The following is a 21771-nucleotide window of genomic DNA, read 5'->3' as shown; positions in this document are numbered from 1 at the left end:
AATTCACTGAAAGTGCAAATGCGCTTTCTGAACCCGAAAAAACAGGCTCCGGCCTGATCAAGACAGCATAACTGGCAGGAGAGATCATGAAAGTAATCGTGCTTGGTGGCGGCGTTATCGGTATTTCGACCGCATGGTATTTGGCTAAGGCAGGCGTGGAGGTGACGGTGATCGAGCGTCAGCCCGGCCCGGCGCTGGAAACCAGCTTTGCCAACGCCGGCCAGATCTCTCCGGGCTATGCCGCACCGTGGGCGGCGCCGGGCATCCCGATGAAGGCGGCCAAGTGGCTGTTCCAGAAGCACGCGCCGCTGGCGATCCGCGTTGACGGCAGCACCTACCAGTGGGAGTGGATGGCGCGCATGTTCGCCAACTGCAACTACCAGGACTACAACATCAACAAGGGCCGCATGATGCGCCTGGCCGAGTACAGCCGCGACAAGATCCGCGAACTGGTGGCCGAGACCGGCATCAACTTCGAAGGCCGCACCGGCGGCACGCTGCAGCTGTTCCGCAGCCAGCAGCAGGTGGACGCGATGGGCAAGGACATCGAGGTGCTGAAGGAGTGCGGCGTGGAATACCAGGTGCTGGACGCCGACGGCTGCGCCCGTGTCGAGCCGGCACTGAAAAAGACCAAGCACAAGCTGAAGGGTGGTCTGCGTCTGCCGAACGACGACACCGGCGATTGCCAGCTGTTCACTAGCCACCTGGCGGAGATGGCGGCGGCGATCGGCGTCAAGTTCCTGTGGGGCAAGAGCATCGAGGCCATCGAGCACTACGGCGACAAGATCACCGCCGTGCGCGTCGACGGCGAGCGCCTGACCGCTGACCACTATGTCGTCGCCACCGGCAGCTACTCGCGCGAGATGGTGAAATCGCTTGGTATCGACATTCCGGTGTACCCGGTGAAGGGCTACTCGCTGACGGTGCCGATCACCAACGCCAAGGGCGCGCCGGTGTCCACCGTGCTGGACGAGACCTACAAGATCGCCATCACCCGCTTCGACGACCGCATCCGCGTCGGCGGCATGGCCGAGCTGGCCGGTTTCGACCTGAGCCTGAACCCGAAACGCCGCGCCACGCTGGAAATGGTGGTCACCGACCTGTATCCGGACGGCGGCGACGTGTCGCGTGCCGAATTCTGGACCGGCCTGCGTCCGATGACCCCGGATGGCACGCCGATCATCGGCGGCACCCGTTTTGCCAACCTGTCGCTGAACACCGGCCACGGCACGCTGGGCTGGACCATGAGCGCCGGCTCCGGCAAGGTGCTGGCCGACCTGATCACCGGCACGCAGCCGGAAATCCTGATCGACGGCCTGTCGATGCAGCGTTACGCCAAGGGCGGCGAGACGCTGGTGGTGCCGATGTCGCGCCCGCTTGCGGCCAACGTGTAAGGAAGATCATGCGTCCGTTGATTGCAACTATCCGTCTCGATCATTTTCGCCACAACTACCTGTTGGCGCGTGAGCAGCACGGCGGTCGCGCGCTGGCGGTGGTGAAGGCCAATGCCTACGGCCACGGCGCTGTGCGCTGTGCGCAGGCGGTGGCCGACGTCGCCGACGGCTTTGCCGTGGCCTGTCTGGAAGAGGCGTTGCAGCTGCGCGCCGGCGGCATTGCCGGTCCGATCCTGCTGCTGGAAGGCGTATTCGAGCCGGCCGAACTGGCCGAGGTGCAGGCGCACGACCTGTGGCTGGTGGTGCAGAACCGCGAACAGCTGGACATGCTGCTGGCAGCGCCGGCCGACAAGCCGTACCGCGTGTGGCTGAAGATGGACTCCGGCATGCACCGCGCCGGTTTCTTCCCGGCCGACTACGCCGCGGCTTATCAAAGGTTGGCCGCAAGCGGCAAGGTCGACGCCATCGTCAAGATGACGCACTTTGCCCGCGCCGACGAGCCCGGCTGCGAGGCGACCGCCCTGCAGCTGGCTGCTTTCGATGCGGCGACCGCGGGTCTGGCGGGCGACAGCAGCGTCGCCAACTCAGCCGGCATCATGATCCACCCGCACGCGCACCGCGACTGGGGCCGCCCCGGCATCATGCTGTACGGCTCGACACCGCTGCCGGACGGCCATGCGGCCAACGTCGGCCTCAAGCCGGTGATGCGGCTCGCCAGCCGCGTGTTCGGCGTGCGCGAACTGGCCGCCGGCGAACCGGTCGGCTATGGCGCCAGCTTCATCACCACGCGGCCAACCCGCGTCGGCCTGATCGCCGGCGGTTATGCCGACGGTTATCCGCGCTTGGCCTCCACCGGCAGCCCGGTGGCGATCGACGGCCAGCCCAGCCGCATCATCGGCCGCGTGTCGATGGACATGATCACCGTCGACCTGACCGATTTGCCGCAGGCGGGCATCGGCAGCGAGGTGGAACTGTGGGGCGAGCAGGTCAGCGTCAACGCCGTGGCCTCCCATGCCGGCACCATCAGCTACGAGCTGCTGTGCAACGTAAAACGGGCGCATCTGCAGTATCTTGGCTGAGTTGCCACCACGGCGGTCGCCCCTGAAAATGCCCGGCCGTGTGCCGGGCATTGTTGCGTCCGGTAATGTCACGAAATGTCGCCGAAATCTGGCGGCGGCTTGATATTGGGCAAACGGCCGCGTCGTTTATGTCATGATAATGGTCTCTTGACATCTTCTGCTTGCTTGCGGAACACATGACCATTCTTCACTCCACGACCTGGGTCAAACTGCTGGGCCTGCTGCCTGGCGAGCTGAACCCGAACGAAGCCAGCTGGCTGGTGTCGCCGCGGCACCACATGTCGCTGATGAGCAACCGGCGCGCCCAGATGATCCTGAACCGGGTGCGCCTGTTTGCCAGCCTGTTCGCGGTGCTGACCCCGCTGTGGATGTTCGTCGATCTGCTGGTGCTGCCTAATCCGCTGGCGTGGCAATTGGCCCTGTTGCGGCTGGGCGCCACCGGCTGTTTCACCTTCATCCTGTACTGCTACCGGCCGGAAGTGACGCTGTTCAATGCCTGGCGCGGCATGGCGATGCTGTTCTCCATTCCCACGCTGTTCTACGTGGTGTCCTATGTGCTGTTGACGCACTACCACCTCAGCGGCGCTTCGGCCGCGGTCGGCACCGGTTACGCCTTTCTACCCTTCATCCTGCTGGCCGGCTTTGCCATTTTTCCGCTGACGCTGCTGGAGAGCGTGGTGTTTGCCGCGCCGATTCTGGTGGCGCACGTCACTGCTGGCTACTTCCAGTTCACGGTGGTGGACTGGCCGTCGTTCTGGGGCGCGTTCTGGCTGCAGGGGCTGATCGCCGGTGTGGCGGCATTGGCCGGCGTCTGCCAGCTGGCGTTCATGATCGCGCTGGTGCAGCAGGCGGTGCGCGATCCGCTGACCGGCGCCTTTTCGCGGCGCAGCGGCGAGGAAGTGCTGGAACTGCAGTTCATTCTGGCCGGGCGCAGCGGCAGTCCGTTTTCGGTGGCCTTTATCGACATCGATCATTTCAAGGCGATCAATGACCAGTTCGGCCACCAGCAGGGTGATGTCGTGCTCAAGCAGTTTGCGCAGACCCTGACCCATGGCCTGCGCAAGGGCGACGTGCTGGTGCGCTGGGGCGGCGAGGAGTTCCTGCTGTTGTTGCCAAACATCGATTGCCGTCAGGCGATGAGCGCCTTGCAGCGTCTGCGTCGCAACGGCCTCGGCCAGCGGCCGGACCAGACACCACTGACTGCCAGTATCGGTGTCGCCGACATGCTGGAGGAGGGCTGCAACGACTGGCGCCAGCTGATCGAGATCGCCGACCAGCGCATGTACATGGCCAAGCAGCAGGGCCGCAACCGTGTCGTCGCCGGTCGCGAGCCGGCGGCGACCCTGCAACCGGCGCTGGCCTGAGTCGCCGGTTGCACGACAAACGCCCCCGCACTGCGGGGGCGTTTGTTTTGGGGCTGATTCAGTCCGCCCGCGGCAGGAGGGCGGCGAGCTGCTCGCCCCACTGCTGCAGCTGGTCCAGGATCTGCAGCTGCTGGGTATCGGCGCCGGCGCGCAGGTCGGCAATTTCCTGATGGAACGCGGCGAAGGTGCGCCCCGGCGGCGTGCCCAGATGCAGTTTGCGCGCGCACCACTGCTGCCAGTGCCGGTGTTCTTCCGCGCTGAGGCTGTCCGGGAAGTTGCGCGCGCGGTAGCGGTACAGCAGGCGCTGCAGCTGCGGGTCGTCGAAGCTTTCGCGCGCCGCGGCCAGCGCTGGTGCCGACAGGCCGCGCAGGCGGTTGAGGGTACGCCGGTCCTGGTTGGAGACAAAGCCGCCGTACAGGTTTTCGTCGACATCCGGCGTCTCGCCCGGTTCGCGGCGGAATACCTCGCGCCACAGCGGCGTGAGATCGGGCAGTGCCTGCGCGTGGGTGGCGTGGCGTTGCACGCAGTCCATGTCGATGCCCAGCTGCTGTGCCCGTTCCGCGCGCAACACGCGCAGGTCGCTGATCACGAACGGCGACTTGTTGACGTGGATGCTCTTGATCGGCAGCCGGCTTTCCCCCTCCGCCAGTTCGCTGCTTTTGGTGAACAGCCGGCGGCGAACGTTGGCCGCATCCAGCGCCAGCAGTTCGCGCGGATCGTGCGCCAGATCCCAGACCAGCACCTCGTTCTTGTTGCTCGGGTGTTCCGCCAGCGGCCACACCAGCGCCAGGTTGCCGCGCTCGCTGCCGAACATGCCGGAGACGTGGATCAGCGGCACCGGCTGGTGCAGTTGCAGCTGGTGGCGTACCGCGTCTTTTTGCCGCAGGCCGAGACAGAACGCGAACAGCCGCGGCTGCTTGTCACGGATCAATCGCGCCAGCGCGATGGTGGCGCGCACGTCGGACAGCGCGTCGTGGGCGGCGTCGTGGGCGAGACCGTTGGCAGCGGTCAGGTGCTCCAGCTTGAAGCTGGGCAGACCGTTGTCGTGGCGCGGCCAGTTGATGCCTTCCGGGCGCAGCGCGTAGGTGGCGCGCACCACGTCCAGCAGATCCCAGCGACCGCAGCGGTTTTGCCACTCGCGGGCGTAGGGGTCGATCAGGTTGCGCCAGAACAGGAAGCGGGTGACCTCGTCGTCGAAACGGATCGAGTTGTAGCCGACGCCGATGGTGCCCGGCTCGGCCAGCTCGCGCTCGATGGCGGCGGCAAACTGCTGCTCCTGTACCCCGAGCTCGGCGCAGCGCTGTGGCGTTATGCCGGTGAGCAGGCAGGCTTCCGGTGCCGGCAGGTAGTCCTGGCCTGGCTGGCAGTACAGCATCACCGGTTCGCCGATTTCGTTGAGCTCGGCATCGGTGCGGATGCCGGCAAACTGCGCCGGACGGTCGCTGCGCGGCATCGCGCCGAAGGTTTCGTAGTCGTGCCAGAAGAAGGTCGGGGCTGACATGCTGGTTCCGCATCACTGAAAACGCGATTGTCGCACCGCGGCCCGCTGCGGCCAACCTTGAAGCGCGCGGCTGCGTGGCAGGATGACGATTTGCCTCCTATGCTGAATGACGGCTCATGCTTGCCCGGCGAGTAGGGGCCATATCGATCAACTCCGCGCAGTCGGTGATCTATGACGCAGATACCGGACAAGTTGGCCGCGGCGGATAGCCTGCCGCTGTTGTCAGGACAGCAGGGGCTGCTGTGGCTGGTGCAGCAACTGCCGGATATGGCCTGGCTGAAGGATGCCGCCGGGTGTTACCTGGCCTGCAACCGCCGTTTCGAAGTCTTTGCCGGAGTCAGTCGCCAGGCTCTCATCGGCCAGCGCGATGGTGCGGTGCTGGCCGAGCAGCAGGCAGCGGCACTGAGCCAGGCCGACATTGCCGCGCTGGCGGCGGAAGAGCCGGTGTCCAGCCAGCAGTGGCTGGTGTCGGCGGAAAGCGGGCAGCGGATCCTGCTGGAGATCGTGACCACGCCATTGCAGGCGCAGGGCGACGTGTTCGGTGTGCTGGGCACCGCGCGCGACATCACCCGTCAATACCTCAGCGACCTCGCGCTGCGCGCGAGCCAGGACCGTTTTCGTGCCATCTTCGAGAACACCGACGCGCTGGCGATCCAGGGCTACGCGCCGGACGGCACCGTGCTGTACTGGAACCACGCCTCGGAAGCGCTGTACGGCTACAGCGCCGCCGAGGCGCTGGGGCGCACCCTGTTCGAGCTGATCATCCCGCCGGCAGCCAGGGCGCATGTCGAGGCCGAGGTGGCGTGGATGTTCCGCGAGCGGCGCGGCGTGCCTGCCGCCCGCCTCGGGTTGCAGCACAAGGACGGCCATATCGTGCAGGTCTACTCCAGTCATGCGGTGGTGGAGTCGCCGCAAAGCGGGCTGACCCTGTTCTGCCTCGATATCGACCTCACGGCGCTGGTGCGTGCCGAGACGGCATGGCGCGATAGCGAACGGCGCTACCGTGCGCTGTTCGATGCGTCAGGCGACGGCATTTTCGTGCTGCACGGGCAGGTCATCGTCGACTGCAACCAGGCGGCGGCAGAAATCTTCCACTGCAAGCAGGCCGACCTGACCGGGGCGACGCTGGAGTCGCTGTCGCCGTTACGGCAGGATGGCGGCGGGGCTTCGCGACAATTGTTGGCCAGCTATCTGCAGCCCGAGAGCGATGGCCCGGCACGCCGTTTCGAATGGCGTCACCAGCGCCGTGACGGCAGCGAGTTCGACGCTGAATGGATCGTGACCGCGGTGGAGATCGCGGCGGTGCCACACTGTCTGGTGTCGTTCCGCGATATTACCGAAAAGAAGAAATCGGCCCAGTTGATCTGGGCGCAGGCCAACTTCGATTCGCTGACCGGCCTGCCCAATCGCCACCGCTTCCTCGACCGTTTCGCGCTGGAATTGCGCAAGAGCGAACGCAGCAACGGCAAGCTTGCGCTGCTGTTCATCGATCTGGATCACTTCAAGGAGGTCAACGACACGCTAGGACATCGCGCCGGCGATCTACTGCTGAAGGAGGCTGCCTTGCGCCTGCAAGGCTGCATCCGCGAGACCGATACCGTGGCCCGCCTCGGCGGCGACGAGTTCACCATCGTGATCAGCGACATGGAATCGGAGCAGTCGCTGGAGCGGGTCACACAGCAGGTACTGCAAAGGTTGGCCGCACCGTTCTGTCTTGGCGACGAGCAGGTGCACGTGTCGGCCAGCATCGGCATCACGCTGTTCCCGCAGGACGGCGACAATATCGACGTCCTGCAGCGCAATGCCGACCAGGCGATGTATGCGGCCAAGAAGGCGGGGCGCAACGGCTACTGCTATTACGCGGCGATGCCCAGGGCATCGCTGGCCTGATCGGCGTGTGCAGGATCGTTTGCCGTAAATGAGAAAACGCCCGTCACGGTCTGTGACGGGCGTTTTTCTGCCGGGTGCAGGTTGGGGTTTCAGCTCAGGTCGATTAGCCCAGGTCCTGGCGCAATGCCTCGGTAAAGCTGAGCCCGGCCAGCTCGCGCATGCCGCGCGAGATGTAGTACAGCACCGCCATCATCATGACCAGCGACGGGATGGCGATCATCGGGTAGCTCAGCAGCGTCATGCGGCCCAGCTCCTCGTTGAAGGCCTCGGTGCCGGATGGGCTGGTGACGATCCACTTGGCCAGCACGTAGTTCATCACCGAGGAAAAGAAGAAGGTGGCGCTGAGCAGGTAGGTCGCCTTCAACAGGCGCGCCTCGAAGTGGCGGGTATTGCCGCGCTGCTCCAGATGCTGCTGCACCTTGGCGACGTCGATCACAGCCGGAGTGTAGAGCACGGTCTTGATCAGCGGATAACGGGTACGGGTCGAAGCCAGTACCGCAATGCCGATCAGGCCGGGAATGGCGGCTTCCTTCACCGCCAGCCACTGCGCGTCCAGGTGCAGCAGGCCGATGCCGCCGGTGAGCAGGATGCTGACCAGGCCAAGGATGGCGATGAAGTTGGTCTTGCGGTTGCGCAGCAGGTCGTACAGGCCCCAGCCCAGCGGAAAGGCCAAGGCCAGCAGCAGCGCGTTGGCTGTGCCGAGGTACTGTTCCGCGCTGAGCTTCATCAGGACCAGCGAGGGAATCACGATGTTGATGAGCAGCTCGAGGAGCTGGTTGTTTTTCTTTGCTGCGGCCATGGTCGTCCTGTGGCAATGGGCAAGCCTGCGACAGCGCGCAGGGCTGGGTTTGTTCGGCTACAAGGAGCTTAGAGTGCGCACGGTGGCGATGGTTCGCGCGGCTAGCGGGCACGGTCGCGCAATTCTAGCGCTTGTTGCTGTGGCTGGGGATGGCGCGGACCAAAAAAACAGGCCCTGCCAGCCACCGCTATCGATGACTGGCAGGGCCGTGGGGTGTCGCGCGCTCAGCTGGCTTGCGATTGCAGGTAGTTGTTGAGACCCATGGCCTTGATCAGGCTCAGCTGCTGCTCCAGCCAGTGCGCGTGGTCGACTTCGGTGTCGTCCAGCAGCTTGGTCAGGATGCTGCGGGTGACGAAGTCGTGCTCCTTCTCCGCCAGCACGATGGCCTTTTTCAGGGCGGCGGCGACTTCGTATTCCGTCTCCAGGTCGTTGGCCAGCATGGTCGGCACGTCCTTGCCGATACGCAGCTTGCCGCGCGGGGCGATGTCCGGCACGCCGTCGAGGAACAGGATGCGTTCGATCAGCATCTTGGCGTGGCCCATTTCCTCGTCGCGTTCGTGGTGCAGGCGTTCGTACAGCTTGCCGTAGCCCCAGTTGCCGTACATTTCACTGTGGATGAAGTACTGGTCAACCGAGGTCATTTCCGCAGTGAGCAGATTGTTCAGGGCTTCGATGATTTTCTTGCTGCCTTGCATGGCGGTTTCCTCAGTCTTCCATTTGCGATTGCAGGTAGTTGGCGAGGCCAACGTCCCTGATCAGGGTTTGCTGGGTTTCCAGCCAGTCCACGTATTCTTCTTCCGCTTCCAGCAGCTCGGTCAGCTCTTCGCGGGTGACGTAGTCTTCCGCTTTTTCGCTGAGGGTGATGCTCTTGCGCAGGTCGCCGATGTGGCCGCTGACCAGGGCAATGTCGCAGGCCAGCATTTCCTCGACATTCTCGCCGATCATCAGCTTGCCCAACTGTTGCAGGTTGGGCAGGCCCTCCAGGAACAGGATGCGTTCGATCAGCTCGTCGGCGCGCTTCATCGCCTTGATCGACTGCTGATAGAAATGCTTGTTGAGACCGTTCAGTCCCCAGTTCTTGCACATGCGGGCATGCAGGAAGAACTGGTTGATGGCGGTCAGCTCGTTGCATAGCACGGTATTGAGCGCCTTGATTACGGCTTTGTCGCCTTGCATGGGAGGTGCTCCTTCGTCATAAATCGTATTGATATATTTTAATTCAATATCGGGTAAGGGCAAGGTGTTAATCGTTTTTGAATTAAAGACTGGATTATTTTCTGGCGGATATTTCTTGTTAATCAGGCCTTGATGGCGCTGTTTATTTTCTGGTGTCAATTAACCATTTTGTCGGTAGGTGAAATTCAGCCGGAATTCGGTTTTGTCCGGGGGTCTGGATGGTTGGCATTAAACAGTCGATTGTGGTCGCAGGCGCCAGTATGGCAGCCGATCATGACATGCAGAAGTCGCAATTCCGTGATACAGCTCCTATACCGGTAAAACCATGTCCAGTTCTTGCCGGGGAGTAAGCCGATGAGCCTCAATGTTCTTGCCGTATGCGGCAGTTTGCGCCAGAAATCCACCAACAAGGGCCTGATGCGTTATGCGGTGGCCAATGCACCCGCAGGCATGCAGATCGCGGTCGCGGATCTGTCGGAGGTGCCGTTCTACAATGCCGACATCACGGTCAAGCCGGCGGCCGTGGTGACGCTGTTGCAGCAGTTTGCCGACGCCGACGCCTTGCTGCTGGTGTGCCCGGAGTACAACTACTCGATGGCGCCGGCGCTGAAAAACGCGCTGGACTGGGCGTCGCGTGAGCCAGGTAACGCGCTGCTCAGCGGCAAGCCGGCGGCGATCATGGGTGCGGCCGGGGGCATGGGCAGCTCGCGCGCGCAGCACCACCTGCGCCAGAGCGGCGTGTTCCTCAACCTGCACATCCTGAACCAGCCGGAGGTCTTCGCCAACGCGTTCAGCGCCTCCTTTGACGGCGACGGCAACCTGGTGGACGCCGCGATCCAGGAGAAGATCCGTCTGCAGCTGGCGGCCTTGCAGGCATGGCATCTGCAGCTGAAAGGCTGAGTCACGCGACGGGACAAAAGCAAAACACCCCGCCGCGGCGGGGTGTCGTCGTTGTGGCCAACGTTGGCCGCAGGGTAGGGCTTAGAGCCGCTAACAAAACCTCGCAGAGCACCTGAGCCAAGGCGCGCCGACGCAGACAGTACACGCCGTACGGCAGGGAGGCGCAACGCAGGATCAGGGGGGGTTAGTGGCGCTTACTGGATGATGCCGCCGCCCAGGCAGATATCGCCGTCGTACAGCACCGCCGACTGGCCGGGGGTGACCGCCCACTGCTTGTCGCGGAAGGTGAGGGTGGCGCGTCCGTCGACGACGGGCGACAGGCTGCACGGTGCATCGGCCATGCGGTAGCGGTTCTTGGCGGCGTAGTCGCCGGCGGTCGGTGCCTGCGGCAGCGTCCACGACAGGTCGTCCATCGCCAGTGTCGACTTCAGCAGCAGCGGGTGGTCGTGGCCCTGCACCACGATCAGCTTGTTGCCCGGAATATCCTTGCCGCCGACGAACCACGGCTCGCCGTTGCCGTCCTTGCTGCCGCCGATATTCAGGCCCTTGCGCTGGCCGAGGGTGTAGAACATCAGCCCGACATGTTCGCCGACCACCTTGCCGTCCGGGGTGATCATCTCGCCCGGCTTGGTCGGCAGGTAGCGTTGCAGGAACTCGCGGAACGGACGTTCGCCGATGAAGCAGATGCCGGTGGAGTCCTTCTTCGCCGCGGTCGGCAGCCCGGCTTCCTCGGCCAGGCGGCGTACCTCGGTCTTGCGGATGTCGCCCAGCGGAAACAGGGCTTTCGCCAGCTGGTGCTGCTGCAGGCGGTACAGGAAGTAGCTCTGGTCCTTGGTGTGGTCGACACCCTTCATCAGGTAGTGCACGCCGTCCCGTTCGAGCTTGCGCGCGTAGTGGCCGGTGGCGATGCAGTCGGCACCCAGCTCCATTGCGTAGTCGAGAAAGGCCTTGAACTTGATCTCGGCATTGCACAGCACGTCCGGGTTCGGCGTGCGGCCGGCGGAGTATTCCTTGAGGAAGTACGAGAACACGCGGTCCTTGTATTCCTTGGCGAAGTTGACGATCTCCATGTCGATGCCGACGATGTCGGCCACGCTCATCGCGTCCAGCGCGTCCTGCTTGATGGAGCAGTATTCGTCGTCGTTGTCGTCTTCCCAGTTCTGCATGAACACGCCGATCACCTCGTGCCCCTGCTGCTTCAGCAGCCAGGCAGTGACCGACGAATCCACGCCGCCGGACATGCCGACGACAATACGTTTTTTACCCGTCACGGAGAAAATCCTTCCTTCCAAATAGCAAGAGGCACCACCACCGGCGGTGCCCCGAAATCCCGAAACCAGCTGTCGATCGCCCAGTCCCGGCCGGATGTCTCGTCGCGTACGGCCACAGCGGCGTGATGGTCGAACAGCAGCGGTGCGCGATGCACCTGACCGAGCAGCCGGTGGTGTTGCAGCCAGCCGTTGCCGGCCAGTAGTTGCAGCAGCACCAGCACATTGTGGCTGTGATCGAGGCAATCCATGCGGCCAACGTTGGCCGCGTCCTCGTGATTGCCGCCCCGGTCGCTGGCGATCGGTGCCTCGCGCGCCGCGCGCTGGTAATAGGACAACACGATGTCCTGCAGCGCCGCGCGTTCGGCGTCGGCGTCGGCAGCAGCATCCAGCCGCTGTCGGAACCAGATCAGGGCAGAATCGTCCACTTCAATGCGCTGCGTGCGATCGCAGCCGTAATGGTAACAGAGCGGCAGCACCTCCGCAGCGGCGGCCACGGCCGGCAGTGTCGCAAGCAGCGCAATCGGCAGCCAGCGCAGGACGCTCGCCATCGGATCAGTCCGGCAAGTGGTGGTGGATCAAGGCCAGGCTGGCTCGCTGGCCGGCAAGATAGTCCTGCAGGCAACGCCCCACCAGCGGGCTGCGCCATAGTTCCACGCTGGCCATGATCTCGTCCGCACTCAGCCATTCGGCCCCGAGAATGCCGTCGTCCAGCTGTTGTGCCGGATCGTGGGTGCCGACGTCGCCGCTGAAGGCGAAGCGCAGATAGGTGATGTCGCTGCCGGCCTTGTCTGCCAGATAGATGCCGACCAGCGCCTGCGGCGTGAAGTCGTAGGCGGTTTCCTCGCGTGCTTCGCGCACCACTGCCTGCAGCAGGGTTTCGCCATGCTCCAGATGGCCGGCAGGCTGGTTGAGGCGGATGCCGTCATCGGTCTGCTCGCGCACCATCAGGAAGCGGCCGTCGCGCTCGATGATGGCGGCGACTGTGGTATTCGGTTTCCATTGCGTGCTGCTCATTGCGGATTTGCTTTCCTGTCAATTGACAATCGTTATCATTGTCTTCTAGTATGGATATCAAGATCAATTCTTATTCAGGATTCATGCCATGTACGTCTGCCTTTGCCACGGAGTAACCGATCGCGATATCCGCGCCGCCGTTTGCAATGGTGCCACGCGCATGAGCGATCTGGCGCGCGAACTGAAGGTTGCTACCGAGTGCGGCAGCTGTGCCTGCCAGACCAACCAGATCCGCAAACAGACGCTGCTGCAGATCAGCGAGCCGGAACTGGCCGCCGCCTGAGTCCGGCAATCTCCCGCAGTCGCCACAGCCCGTCAAGCACCTGACGGGCTTTTTGCTATCCTGAAAACAGCACGCCTGCTGCCAGTACTGGGGAACACGCGTACAATGCGCGCCAACCCTTACGGAGAATGAACATGACCGATTTCAATGAAGTTGATCTGGAGCGTCTGGAAACGCTGCTGACCCCGCTGTCCCAGGCCGGCACCACCATGCGCCCGGACGAGGTGCAGGGCTTCTTCTGCGCGCTGGCGTGCGGCCCGGACAAGCTCACCATCGACGACTGGCTGCAGGACGTGCTGGGCGATGCACCGGCCTTTGAGAGCGCCGACAGCGAAGCCGAGATCAAGGCCCTGCTGCAGAAGTATTACGATGCCGCCGCCGAGGCGCTGGCCGACGGCGACCTGCCGGAACTGACGCTGTACAGCGAGGAAGAGGGCGAGGCGCCGGACTTCCGCCCGTGGTGCAATGCCTTCATGTACGCGCTGGACGTGGTGCCGACCGACTGGTTCGAGGCCGCCGACGACGAAGGCTTCGAAGAGCTGCTGATGCCGGTCATGGCGCTGGGTGGCATGTTCGATGCCGACGGTGACGAGCCGGCGATGATGGAATTCACCGCTGCGGAACTGGAAAGCTTCAAGAGTGAGCTGGACGAAGCCGTGCTGGCGGTGTATGCCTACTGGCGTGCCAAGGAGCAGGCGCCGGTGACCCTGCGTCGCGAAGGCGACAAGGTTGGCCGCAACGATCCGTGCCCGTGCGGCAGCGGCAAGAAGTACAAGGCCTGCTGCGGCCAGAACTGATCGCGCCGGAATACGCCGCCTGACGGACTGCGCGCAGCCCGCAGGCGGTTTTTGTTTGCGGTGCGCCTGTCCCTCCCTTGCCATCCGGCGCCATGCCACGCTGTTTTTCCCTGACGGATACCCATGACCGAACCCACGATTGCCCCCGACACCGCGTCCGAAGACGCCATCGGCGCGCTGAACGCCTATCTGCAGCAATACCACGCCACGCTGGTGACCACCGAGGGCAGCTACGCCGTCTCGGTACAGGGGCAGATCAAGGTCGGCAAGCGCACCGTGCCTTACCACCTGGTGCCAGACGCCGGCTTCCTCGGTAAGACCGGCAAGTGGCGCAAGCTCGACGCCGCCGAACGGCTGGCGCTGGTCCAGCTGCGCTGGAACGACGAGGCGCGCGAACGGCTCGAGGCGCAGCTGCTGCGCTGCGCCGGCCAGGTGATGACGCTGGCCAGCGAGCACAGCGTCGATCCGCAAAGCGCGCTCAATGCGCTGCAGGCCAAGTACGAGCTGGCGCGGCTGCGCTGCGAACTGGCGCTGGACCGCATCGCGGCACTGGTGGCAACCCGTGCCGCCGCCAGCCAGGCGGAGAAGACCCGCAACGCCATCAACCTGTCGCTGTACCCGGAATCGTTCACCCTCGCTGCCGGCATGCAGCGCCACTTCATCGCGGTGCTGGGACCGACCAACTCCGGCAAGACCCACGCCGCGATGGAACACCTGGCGCAGGCGAAGACCGGCGTCTACCTCGCGCCGCTGCGGCTGCTGGCGATGGAAAACTACCAGCGCCTGCTGAATGCCAACGTCGCGGTCAGCCTGATCACCGGCGAGCAGCGCAAGCTGCACCCGCACGCCAGCCACGTGGCCAGTACCGTGGAAATGCTCAATCCCAACCGCGCGGTGGACGTGGCGGTGATCGACGAAATCCAGCTGCTGGACGACCCGGATCGCGGCGCGGCGTGGACGGCGGCGGTGTGCGGCGTGCCGGCGCAGACGGTGTACCTGCTCGGTGCGCTGGAAGCGAAGGAGGCGATCCAGTCGCTGGTCAAGCGCGTCGGCGGCACGCTGGAAATCCGCGAGCTGCAACGCAAGTCGCCGCTGGAGATGGAAAAGGCGCCGCTCGGCAGCCTGAAAAACCTGAAGCCGGGCGATGTGCTGATCGCCTTCTCGCGCCGCGAGGTGCTGAACTGGCGCGACCAGGCCATCGCCCAGGGTCTGAACGTGTCGGCGATCTACGGCAACCTGTCGCCGGAAGTGCGCCAGGCGCAGGCCGAGCGCTTTATCGACGGCGAGACGCAGGTGGTGGTCGGCACCGACGCCATCGGCATGGGGCTGAACACCCCGGCGCGGCGCGTGATCTTCACCACCTCCAGCAAGTGGGACGGCTACGCCGAAGGCACCATCGCCGCCGCGCTGGCCAAGCAGATCGCCGGCCGCGCCGGCCGCTTCGGCCAGCACGAGACCGGCTACGTCGCCGGCTTCGACGGCAAGACGCACAAGGTGATCGCCGCGCTGCTGCAGCAAAAGCTGGAGCCGCTGCCGAGCACCGGTTTCTACGTGGCGCCCAACCTGTCCTACCTGCAGCAGATCGCCGAGGCCAGCGGCCAAGAGCGGCTGCAGGCGCTGCTGGAGCTGTTCGCCAAGCACATCAATGTGCACGACGAATTCTTCCTGCCGGCCAACCTCAGCGACCAGATCGAGAAGGCCAAGTGGCTGGACACGCTGCAACTGCCGCTGGAAGACCGCTTCCTGTTCAGCCTGTGCCCGGTATCGACCAAGATCGCGATGCTGGAGCACGCGCTGCAGGACTGGGCGGAGTGCCGCGCCAGGGGCAAGCAGGCGTCGTTGCTGCGCATGGAAGGCCGTGGCGGCCGCAACGAGCTGCAGTTCCTGGAGGACACCTGCAAGCTGTACTCCGCCTACGCCTGGCTCGGCTACCGCATGCCGGAGACCTTCCCGCACGGCGAGCTGGCGCAAAGCCTGATGCAGTCGACGTCGGAGAAGATCGACGCCTTGCTGCAGGTGCAGAACACCCGCCACCGCCAGCAGCGCAAGCCGGCGCACAAGCCGACCCACATCACACCACCCAAACGCGGTGGCCCGCCCAAGGTTGGCCGCAAGCCGCGCACTTGATGTCTGCGCGCTGAAACGCCAAACGCCCGCCGGAGTCATCCGGTGGGCGTTTTGTTTTGCGGCGACGGCTTGCGGCCAACCTTGGCCAGCTGCGCGATGTCCGGGTGTGACGCGTGAACAGGGTGCCGGCATTTGATGTACGTCATGGCGCATTGCGGACGGGCATCTAGGTTTAAGGAAGCACGATCCATGGCCGGTTGTGGGTAGCGGCAGGATGCGTGTCGTGCGCGGGGGTGTGCGGACGCTTATCCTCACATGCCTTTTCAAGGATCTCAACGGCACGGCTGTCAAACGGGCGGCTTTGCTGATGGCAGCGTCGACGCGATGGGCCACGGGTCCGGGCCGCTTGTTTGAAGGAAACTCCATGAAAACCATGAATCTGAAGCCAGCTGCGCTGCTCATCGCCGGCCTGGCGGCCATGCCGTCCTTCGTCCAGGCGCAGACCCTAGACAAGATCCTTGAAACGAACAGGATCACCGTCGCCTACCGCGAGGCGGCCGTCCCGTTCAGCTACCGGCCCGCCCAGCACAAGCCGATGGGCTTTGCGGTCGACCTGACCGAGGCCATCGTCGGCGACGTGCGGACAAGGCTGAACAGACCGGGTCTCGTGGTGGCCTATATGCCGGTCAACGCGCAAGACCGCATTCCCTTGCTGGTGAACGGCAGCTATGACCTGGAGTGCGGTTCCACCACCAATAACGCCGCCCGCGGCAAGGTCGTCGCCTTCGCGGTCAGCCACTTTTATGCCGGCACCCGCCTGCTGGTGAAAACCGGCAGCAAGGTCCGGAATTACGCCGATCTGGCCGGACAAATGGTTGCCACTACCGCGGGTAGTACCAACGAGAAAGTCATGCGCAAGTACAGCGCCGACCACAATCTTGGCATGCAATTCGTGCTGGCCAAGGATTACGCCGAGTCGCTGGCCCTGCTGGAAAACAATAGCGCGGCCGCGCTGGCGCTCGACGATATCCTGCTGTTCGGCTTGCGCGCCAACGCCAAGGATCCGGCCGCGCTGAGCGTCGTCGGCGACACACTGCAGGTCGAACCCTACGGCTGCATGCTGCGCAAGGATGATCCCGAGTTCAAGAAACTGGTGGACGGCAGCATCGCGCGGCTGATGCAGTCCGGCGAATTTGGCCGGCTGTACCAGAAGTGGTTCGAGTCGCCGATCCCGCCCAATGGCATGGTGCTGAACATGCCGATGAGCGATCGCCTCAAGGCCAACCTCAAGGCGCTCAGCGACCAGCCGGAGCAGTAGGGTGCGCCTGGAATCGCTTGAGATGCACCGCCAAGACGTCCGCTGGAGTCATCCGGTGGGCGTTTTGTTTTGTGTCGGCTTGCGGCCAACCTTGCGGCTGTCCCGCTTCGTCTACGCCCGCGTTGACAAGCGCTCATGCAATAGGCCAGATCATGCCAATGCGCTGTCTATAATGGCTCAACGCTCGTCCTCTCTCGATGGTTTGCTGCATGCGACGCGGCGTTTTCTGCTTCTTATCCTGTTATGAGGAACACATCATGAAACGCTTTCAGCGCACGCTCGCCCTTGTCCTCTGCGGCTCCATGCTCAACCTCAGCATGCTGCAGTCCGCCCACGCCGCCATGGTCAGCACCGAGGAAGTCGCCCGTCTGGCGGTGACCAGCGCGCCCGACTCCGGCCACGCGCGGCTGGCCGCGGTGCTGGCCCGCGACAATGTGCGTGGCGAAATGGAGCGTCTGGGCATCGATCCGGCCAGCGCGCAGGAGCGTGTCGCCGCGCTGACCGACGAGGAAGCGGCCAACCTTGCCGACCAGATCGACAAGGCACCCGCCGGCGGCATCATTGAAGCCATCCTGTTTGTGTTCTTCGTGCTGCTGGTCACCGACATTCTCGGCTTTACCAAGGTGTTCCCGTTCACCCGCTCCGTGCGCTGAGCGGCAAGCCGATGCTGACAACGCTGATCCGGCCGTTGCGGGCGCTGCGGCGGGCGCTCCCCGCCGCGCTGTGCGCGCTGTTGCTGGCCGCCTGCGCCACGCCGCTGCAGCCGGTCGCGCTCGCGCCCGGTGCGCCGACCCGCGCCGAGCTGGTCGAGACCCCGTTCTTTTCCGACGCCAGCCATTTCTGCGGCCCGGCGGCGCTGGCGACCAGCCTGTCCGCCGTCGGGCTGGCCACCACGCCGGCGCAGCTGGTGGGGCAGGTGTTCCTGCCGGGGCGGGAGGGCACGCTGCAGATCGAGATGCTGAGCGGCGCGCGGCGGCAGGGCGCGGTGGCGATGGTCATCCCGGGCACGCTGGCGGCGCTGAAACAGGAGATCGACGCTGGGCATCCGGTGGTGGTGCTGCAGAACCTGGGGCTATCGTGGGCGCCGTCCTGGCACTACGCGGTGGTGGTCGGTTACGACCTTGAGCGGGAGCTGCTGCTGCTGCGCTCGGGGCCGATGCGGCGGCAGGAGATGACGCTGCGTACCTTCGGCCATACCTGGCAGCGCAGCGGCTACTGGGCCTTCGTCGCGCTGCCACCGGGGCGTCTGCCGGCGAGTGTCGCGGAGCCGGATGCGACGCGGGCGCTGGTGGCCTTCGAGCGCAACGCCAAGCCGGCCGCGGCAGTTACCGCCTATCGCGCGGCGCTGCAACGTTGGCCGCACAACGCCACGCTGGCGATGGGGCTGGGCAATGCGCTGTACGCCAACGGCGATTTGCCGGCCGCGGCGCAGGTGTTCCGTGACGCCGCCACAACGCACCGGCTGGCGGCCGCCTACAACAATCTGGCGCGCATCCTGCTGCAACAGGGCCGTGCCGCCGAGGCGAAGCAGGCGGCAGAAGACGGCCTGGCACTGGCCGGCCCGCTGCGCGCGACGCTGCTGGACACGCTGCGAGATATCGAAGTCGCAAGGCCGTCCGGTTCCTGACGCGGCAGGGATCTCGCTTCGGTTTCAACACTCGTGCCGCTGCCTCCATCCCGCCGCCAGTGGCCGCAGGACGTGGCTAGATCAACTGCGGCCAACCTTCAGTCCTGCTGCCGGAACGGCAAATGCTCCGCCATCTCGTCCTGATACTGCGCCACCGCCTGCTGTTCGCGCAGCAGGAAGTCGCCGATCATGCCGCGCAGGCGTGGGTCGGCGATGTGGAACGCCGACCACGTCGCCTGCGGCACAAAGCCGCGGCTGACCTTGTGCTCGCCTTGGGCGCCAGGCTCGAAGTGCTGCAGCCCTTCACGGATGCAGTAGGCGATGCCCTCGTAGAAACACAGCGCAAAGTGCAGGCTGTGGTAGTCCGCCGCCGCGCCCCAATGGCGGCCGTACAGGGTGTCGTCGCTGCGGTAGCAGATGGCGGCGGCGACTACCATGTCACTGGCGTCGCGCGCCAGAAACACCACCAGCTGCCGCGCCAGCGTGCGGCCAACTTCGCGGAAGAAGCCGAGGCTGAACGCCGGGTGATTGCCGAAGCGGCGGAAGGTCGACACGTAGTGCGGGTAGATCTGCCGCCACAGCGCGGCGTCGATGTCTTCGCCGTGGCGGACCTCGATGCGCAGGCCGGCCTCGGCGACGCGGCGCCGTTCGCGCTTCACCTTCTTGCGCTTGTCGGCACTGAAGGCAGCGAGGAAGTCGTCGAAGTCGCGGTAGCCGGCGTTGTGCCAGTGGAACTGGCAGCCGCGACGCAGCAGGAAGCCCTCGCTCGCCAGCGCCGCGCGCAGGGCGGCATCGTCGTCCAGATACAGGTATTGCAGCGAGGACGCCTGTTCGCCGGCAGCCAGCTGCAGGCTGGCCTGCAGCAGCGCGCGGCTGATGCCGGCGCGGTCGGCGTCGGGGTGGATCAGTTGCCGCGCGCCGCTGGCCGGGGTGTAGGGGATGCCACATACCAGTTTCGGGTAGTAGCGTCGGCCGAGACGCTGGCAGGCATCGGCCCACGCCCAGTCGTGCGAGAAGTCGCCGAACGAGTGCGTGCGCAGGTACAGCGGCTGTGCGCCGAGCAGGCTGCCGTCGTCGGCGTGCAGCGTGACGTGCGCCGGCTGCCAGCCCAGTGCCGGCGCCACCGCGCCGTGACGCTCCGCCGCCGCCAGGAAGGCGTGGCTGAGGAAGGGCGAGCCGGTGACGTTGAGCGCGTCCCAAAGGGTGGCCGCAATGTCGTCGATGGCGGTGTGGAAGCGGCAGTGCATCGCGGGTCTCAGGGGCGGCGCCATACGCTGGCCAGCCACGGTTGCTGCTCGCGTGGCAGGCCCGGCGGGCGGTAGTAGTGTTCCAGCGGGACAAAGCCGGCGGCTTGCAACAGCGCCTGCCATTGCGGCCAACTGTGCCAGCAGCCGTAGCGCTCGCCCTGCCAGCCTTCCTCGCCGTTGCCACGTGGGTTGGAGCAGAACAGCACGCCGCCGGGCTTGAGGGTGGCGAACAACTGCGCCAGCACCCGCGGTAGCTCGGTGCCGGGGATGTGGAACAGCGCGGCATTGGCGAACACGCCGTCGAAGTGCGCCGCCGGCAGTTGCAGCTGCAGGAAATCCTGCTGCCACACCTCGCAGCCGCTGTATTCGCGTGCCATCGCGACAAAGCGCGCCGCGCCGTCGAGCCCGATCGCCAGGTGGCCAAGCTCGCGCAGGGTCTTCAGGTCGCGGCCCGGGCCGCAGCCGAAGTCGAGGATGGTCTGTGGCGCCGGCGGCAGGTGGCGCAGCAGGCTGGCGATGTTCTGGCTGACGTCGTGGTCGCGGGTGCCTTGCCAGAACTCGTCGGCGTTGCGCTGGTAGTGTTCCAGCGTGCGCTGGCTGATGTGGGGGTCGGTAGGCATGGCGGGCTAACGGGGCGGTGGGGATGGCCAATTGTAAGCGTTGCCGCAGTGGCGGTGGGCAGGCGTGGTGCGCCTGTTCTGCTAAACTAGCGCGATTTCCACCTTGCCGGACGCAGTCGTCATGCATGTCAGCTTTCAACACCGCCGCCAGCGCCTGCTGGCGCAACTGGGCGACGCCATCGCCATCCTGCCCACCGCGCCGGAAGTGATCCGCAACGCCGACGCCCACTATCCCTACCGTGGCGACAGCCATTTCCTGTACCTGACCGGCTTTGCCGAGCCGGAGGCGGTGCTGGTGCTGGACGGCAAGGCCGGCAAAGCGCTGCTGTTCTGTCGCGACAAGAATCCGGACAGCGAGATCTGGGACGGTTTCCGCTACGGCCCGGCCGCGGCGGCGGAGGCGTTCGGCTTTGACGAGGCGTACAGCATCAGCGAGCTGGATCAACGCCTGCCGCCGCTGCTGGCCGACCACCCTGCGCTGTATTGGGCGGTGGGGCGCGACAATGGCTGGGATGCGCGCATCGCCGGCTATCTGCAGCAGGCACGGCAGCAGGCGCGTGTCGGCAAGGACGCGCCGCAGCAGTATGGCGACCTGTTGGCACTGATCGACGAGATGCGCCTGATCAAAGACGAGCGCGAAATCGCCGTGTTACAACAGGCCGGCCGCATTTCTGCCGAAGCGCACGTCCGCGCGATGCAGGCCTGCCGCCCCGGCATGATGGAGTACCAGATCGAGGCCGAGCTGCTGCATCACTTCGTGCGCCACGGCGCTCGGCAGCCGGCGTACGAGAGCATCGTCGCCGGCGGTGCCAACGCCTGCACGCTGCACTATGCGGCCAACAATGCCAGACTCAACGACGGTGAGCTGCTGTTGATCGATGCCGGCTGCGAGTTCAACGGCTACGCTGGAGACATCACCCGCACCTTCCCGGTCAATGGCCGTTTCAGCGGCGCGCAGCGCGACGTGTACGAGGTGGTGCTGGCGGCGCAGCTGGCGGCGATTGCCGCGGTGCAGCCCGGTGCGCGGCTGGACGCGCCGGCCGACGCCGCGTTGCGGGTGCTGGTGCAGGGTATGCTGGACCTGAAACTGCTGGCCGGCAGCGTGGACGGTGTGATCGAATCCGGCGACTACCGCCGTTTCTACATGCACGGCATCGGCCATTTCATCGGGCTGGACGTGCACGATGTCGGCGCCCGCCGCCCGGGCGGGCAGTGGCGCAGCTTCCAGAGCGGCATGTGCACCACCATCGAGCCGGGGCTGTACATCCGCCCGGACGACCGCGTGCCGGTGGCGTTCCACAATATCGGCATCCGCATTGAAGACAACGTGCTGGTGACCGACGACGGCCACCAGGTGTACACCGACGACGTACCGAAGCGCATCGACGACATCGAAGCGCTGATGAAACAACATTGACTCTGAA

The 21771-nt window shown here is 65.1% G+C and carries 21 protein-coding genes; 12 read left to right on the top strand and 9 right to left on the bottom strand.

Annotated elements, in window-relative coordinates:
• Nucleotides 1-86: 86 nt before the first annotated feature.
• The 3 genes from PQU96_RS11840 to PQU96_RS11830 all read left to right on the top strand — a co-directional run bounded on the left by PQU96_RS11840 (nt 87) and on the right by PQU96_RS11830 (nt 3837).
• On the top strand, nt 87-1394 hold the full coding sequence (locus PQU96_RS11840; RefSeq protein WP_272772573.1) for a D-amino acid dehydrogenase: 1308 nt from the start codon (nt 87-89) through the stop codon (nt 1392-1394).
• An 8-nt stretch (nt 1395-1402) separates the two neighbouring features.
• Entirely contained in the window at nt 1403-2473 is a 1071-nt protein-coding gene (gene alr / locus PQU96_RS11835) for an alanine racemase (protein WP_272772571.1), read from the top strand.
• Nucleotides 2474-2649: 176 nt separating this feature from the next.
• Entirely contained in the window at nt 2650-3837 is a 1188-nt protein-coding gene (locus tag PQU96_RS11830; protein WP_272772570.1) for a GGDEF domain-containing protein, read from the top strand.
• A gap of 58 nt (nt 3838-3895) precedes the next feature.
• On the opposite strand, the gene sbcB is transcribed toward PQU96_RS11830, so the two are convergent.
• Complete coding sequence (gene sbcB, locus PQU96_RS11825; protein ID WP_272772568.1) at nt 3896-5338, bottom strand: exodeoxyribonuclease I; 1443 nt, start codon at nt 5336-5338, stop codon at nt 3896-3898.
• Nucleotides 5339-5509: 171 nt separating this feature from the next.
• Here sbcB and PQU96_RS11820 point away from each other — a divergent pair, with 171 nt between their 5' ends.
• A complete protein-coding gene (locus PQU96_RS11820) occupies nt 5510-7228 on the top strand; it encodes a sensor domain-containing protein (protein ID WP_272772567.1) in 1719 nt (572 codons plus the stop codon).
• Nucleotides 7229-7331: 103 nt separating this feature from the next.
• Here PQU96_RS11820 and PQU96_RS11815 read toward each other — a convergent pair whose 3' ends face one another.
• The 3 genes from PQU96_RS11815 to bfr (PQU96_RS11805) all read right to left on the bottom strand — a co-directional run bounded on the left by PQU96_RS11815 (nt 7332) and on the right by bfr (PQU96_RS11805) (nt 9203).
• Nucleotides 7332-8027, bottom strand: coding sequence for a VC0807 family protein (locus PQU96_RS11815; RefSeq protein WP_272772566.1), 696 nt, complete (start codon nt 8025-8027; stop codon nt 7332-7334).
• Nucleotides 8028-8251: 224 nt separating this feature from the next.
• Entirely contained in the window at nt 8252-8722 is a 471-nt protein-coding gene (gene bfr / locus PQU96_RS11810; protein WP_272772565.1) for a bacterioferritin, read from the bottom strand.
• 10 nt (nt 8723-8732) lie between these two features.
• A complete protein-coding gene (gene bfr / locus PQU96_RS11805; protein ID WP_272772564.1) occupies nt 8733-9203 on the bottom strand; it encodes a bacterioferritin in 471 nt (156 codons plus the stop codon).
• Between the two features lie 354 nt (nt 9204-9557).
• On the opposite strand from bfr (PQU96_RS11805), the gene PQU96_RS11800 reads away from it, so the two are divergent.
• Nucleotides 9558-10103, top strand: a complete 546-nt coding sequence (locus tag PQU96_RS11800; RefSeq protein WP_272772562.1) for an NADPH-dependent FMN reductase — start codon at nt 9558-9560, stop codon at nt 10101-10103.
• A gap of 194 nt (nt 10104-10297) precedes the next feature.
• Here the strand turns inward: PQU96_RS11800 and mnmA are convergent, their stop codons facing one another.
• Genes mnmA through PQU96_RS11785 form a run of 3 tightly spaced genes read right to left on the bottom strand, consistent with a single transcriptional unit; the run spans nt 10298 to nt 12388 of the window.
• Entirely contained in the window at nt 10298-11383 is a 1086-nt protein-coding gene (mnmA, locus tag PQU96_RS11795) for a tRNA 2-thiouridine(34) synthase MnmA (protein WP_373316296.1), read from the bottom strand.
• The gene (locus PQU96_RS11790; RefSeq protein ID WP_272772559.1) at nt 11371-11922 is read right to left on the bottom strand and encodes a hypothetical protein; all 552 of its coding nucleotides are present in this window, start codon (nt 11920-11922) and stop codon (nt 11371-11373) included. The genes mnmA and PQU96_RS11790 overlap by 13 nt, the downstream gene beginning before the upstream one ends.
• Before the next feature lie 4 nt (nt 11923-11926).
• Nucleotides 11927-12388 (bottom strand): NUDIX hydrolase, encoded by a 462-nt coding sequence (locus PQU96_RS11785; RefSeq protein WP_272772557.1) that lies wholly within the window; start codon nt 12386-12388, stop codon nt 11927-11929.
• 88 nt (nt 12389-12476) lie between these two features.
• Between PQU96_RS11785 and PQU96_RS11780 the strand changes: the two genes are divergently transcribed.
• The 6 genes from PQU96_RS11780 (at nt 12477) to PQU96_RS11755 (ending at nt 18480) form a co-directional block, all read left to right on the top strand.
• Nucleotides 12477-12671 (top strand): (2Fe-2S)-binding protein, encoded by a 195-nt coding sequence (locus PQU96_RS11780; protein WP_272772555.1) that lies wholly within the window; start codon nt 12477-12479, stop codon nt 12669-12671.
• Between the two features lie 128 nt (nt 12672-12799).
• Nucleotides 12800-13468, top strand: a complete 669-nt coding sequence (locus PQU96_RS11775; RefSeq protein WP_373316294.1) for a UPF0149 family protein — start codon at nt 12800-12802, stop codon at nt 13466-13468.
• Between the two features lie 123 nt (nt 13469-13591).
• Nucleotides 13592-15595, top strand: coding sequence for a helicase-related protein (locus tag PQU96_RS11770; RefSeq protein ID WP_272772552.1), 2004 nt, complete (start codon nt 13592-13594; stop codon nt 15593-15595).
• 364 nt (nt 15596-15959) lie between these two features.
• Nucleotides 15960-16853, top strand: a complete 894-nt coding sequence (locus tag PQU96_RS11765) for an amino acid ABC transporter substrate-binding protein (RefSeq protein ID WP_272772551.1) — start codon at nt 15960-15962, stop codon at nt 16851-16853.
• 257 nt (nt 16854-17110) lie between these two features.
• Complete coding sequence (locus PQU96_RS11760; protein WP_272772549.1) at nt 17111-17506, top strand: PA2779 family protein; 396 nt, start codon at nt 17111-17113, stop codon at nt 17504-17506.
• 11 nt (nt 17507-17517) lie between these two features.
• A complete protein-coding gene (locus PQU96_RS11755; RefSeq protein ID WP_272772548.1) occupies nt 17518-18480 on the top strand; it encodes a PA2778 family cysteine peptidase in 963 nt (320 codons plus the stop codon).
• Between the two features lie 98 nt (nt 18481-18578).
• Here PQU96_RS11755 and PQU96_RS11750 read toward each other — a convergent pair whose 3' ends face one another.
• Entirely contained in the window at nt 18579-19727 is a 1149-nt protein-coding gene (locus PQU96_RS11750) for a GNAT family N-acetyltransferase (protein WP_272772547.1), read from the bottom strand.
• 8 nt (nt 19728-19735) lie between these two features.
• A complete protein-coding gene (locus tag PQU96_RS11745; protein WP_272772546.1) occupies nt 19736-20347 on the bottom strand; it encodes a class I SAM-dependent methyltransferase in 612 nt (203 codons plus the stop codon).
• A 121-nt stretch (nt 20348-20468) separates the two neighbouring features.
• Between PQU96_RS11745 and pepP the strand changes: the two genes are divergently transcribed.
• On the top strand, nt 20469-21764 hold the full coding sequence (pepP, locus tag PQU96_RS11740; protein ID WP_272772544.1) for a Xaa-Pro aminopeptidase: 1296 nt from the start codon (nt 20469-20471) through the stop codon (nt 21762-21764).
• Nucleotides 21765-21771: the final 7 nt, after the last annotated feature.

Origin of the sequence: Vogesella margarita (assembly GCF_028548475.1) — a bacterium.
GTDB classification, from domain to species: domain Bacteria; phylum Pseudomonadota; class Gammaproteobacteria; order Burkholderiales; family Chromobacteriaceae; genus Vogesella; species Vogesella margarita.
This window is presented reverse-complemented; position numbering and strand designations above follow the sequence as displayed.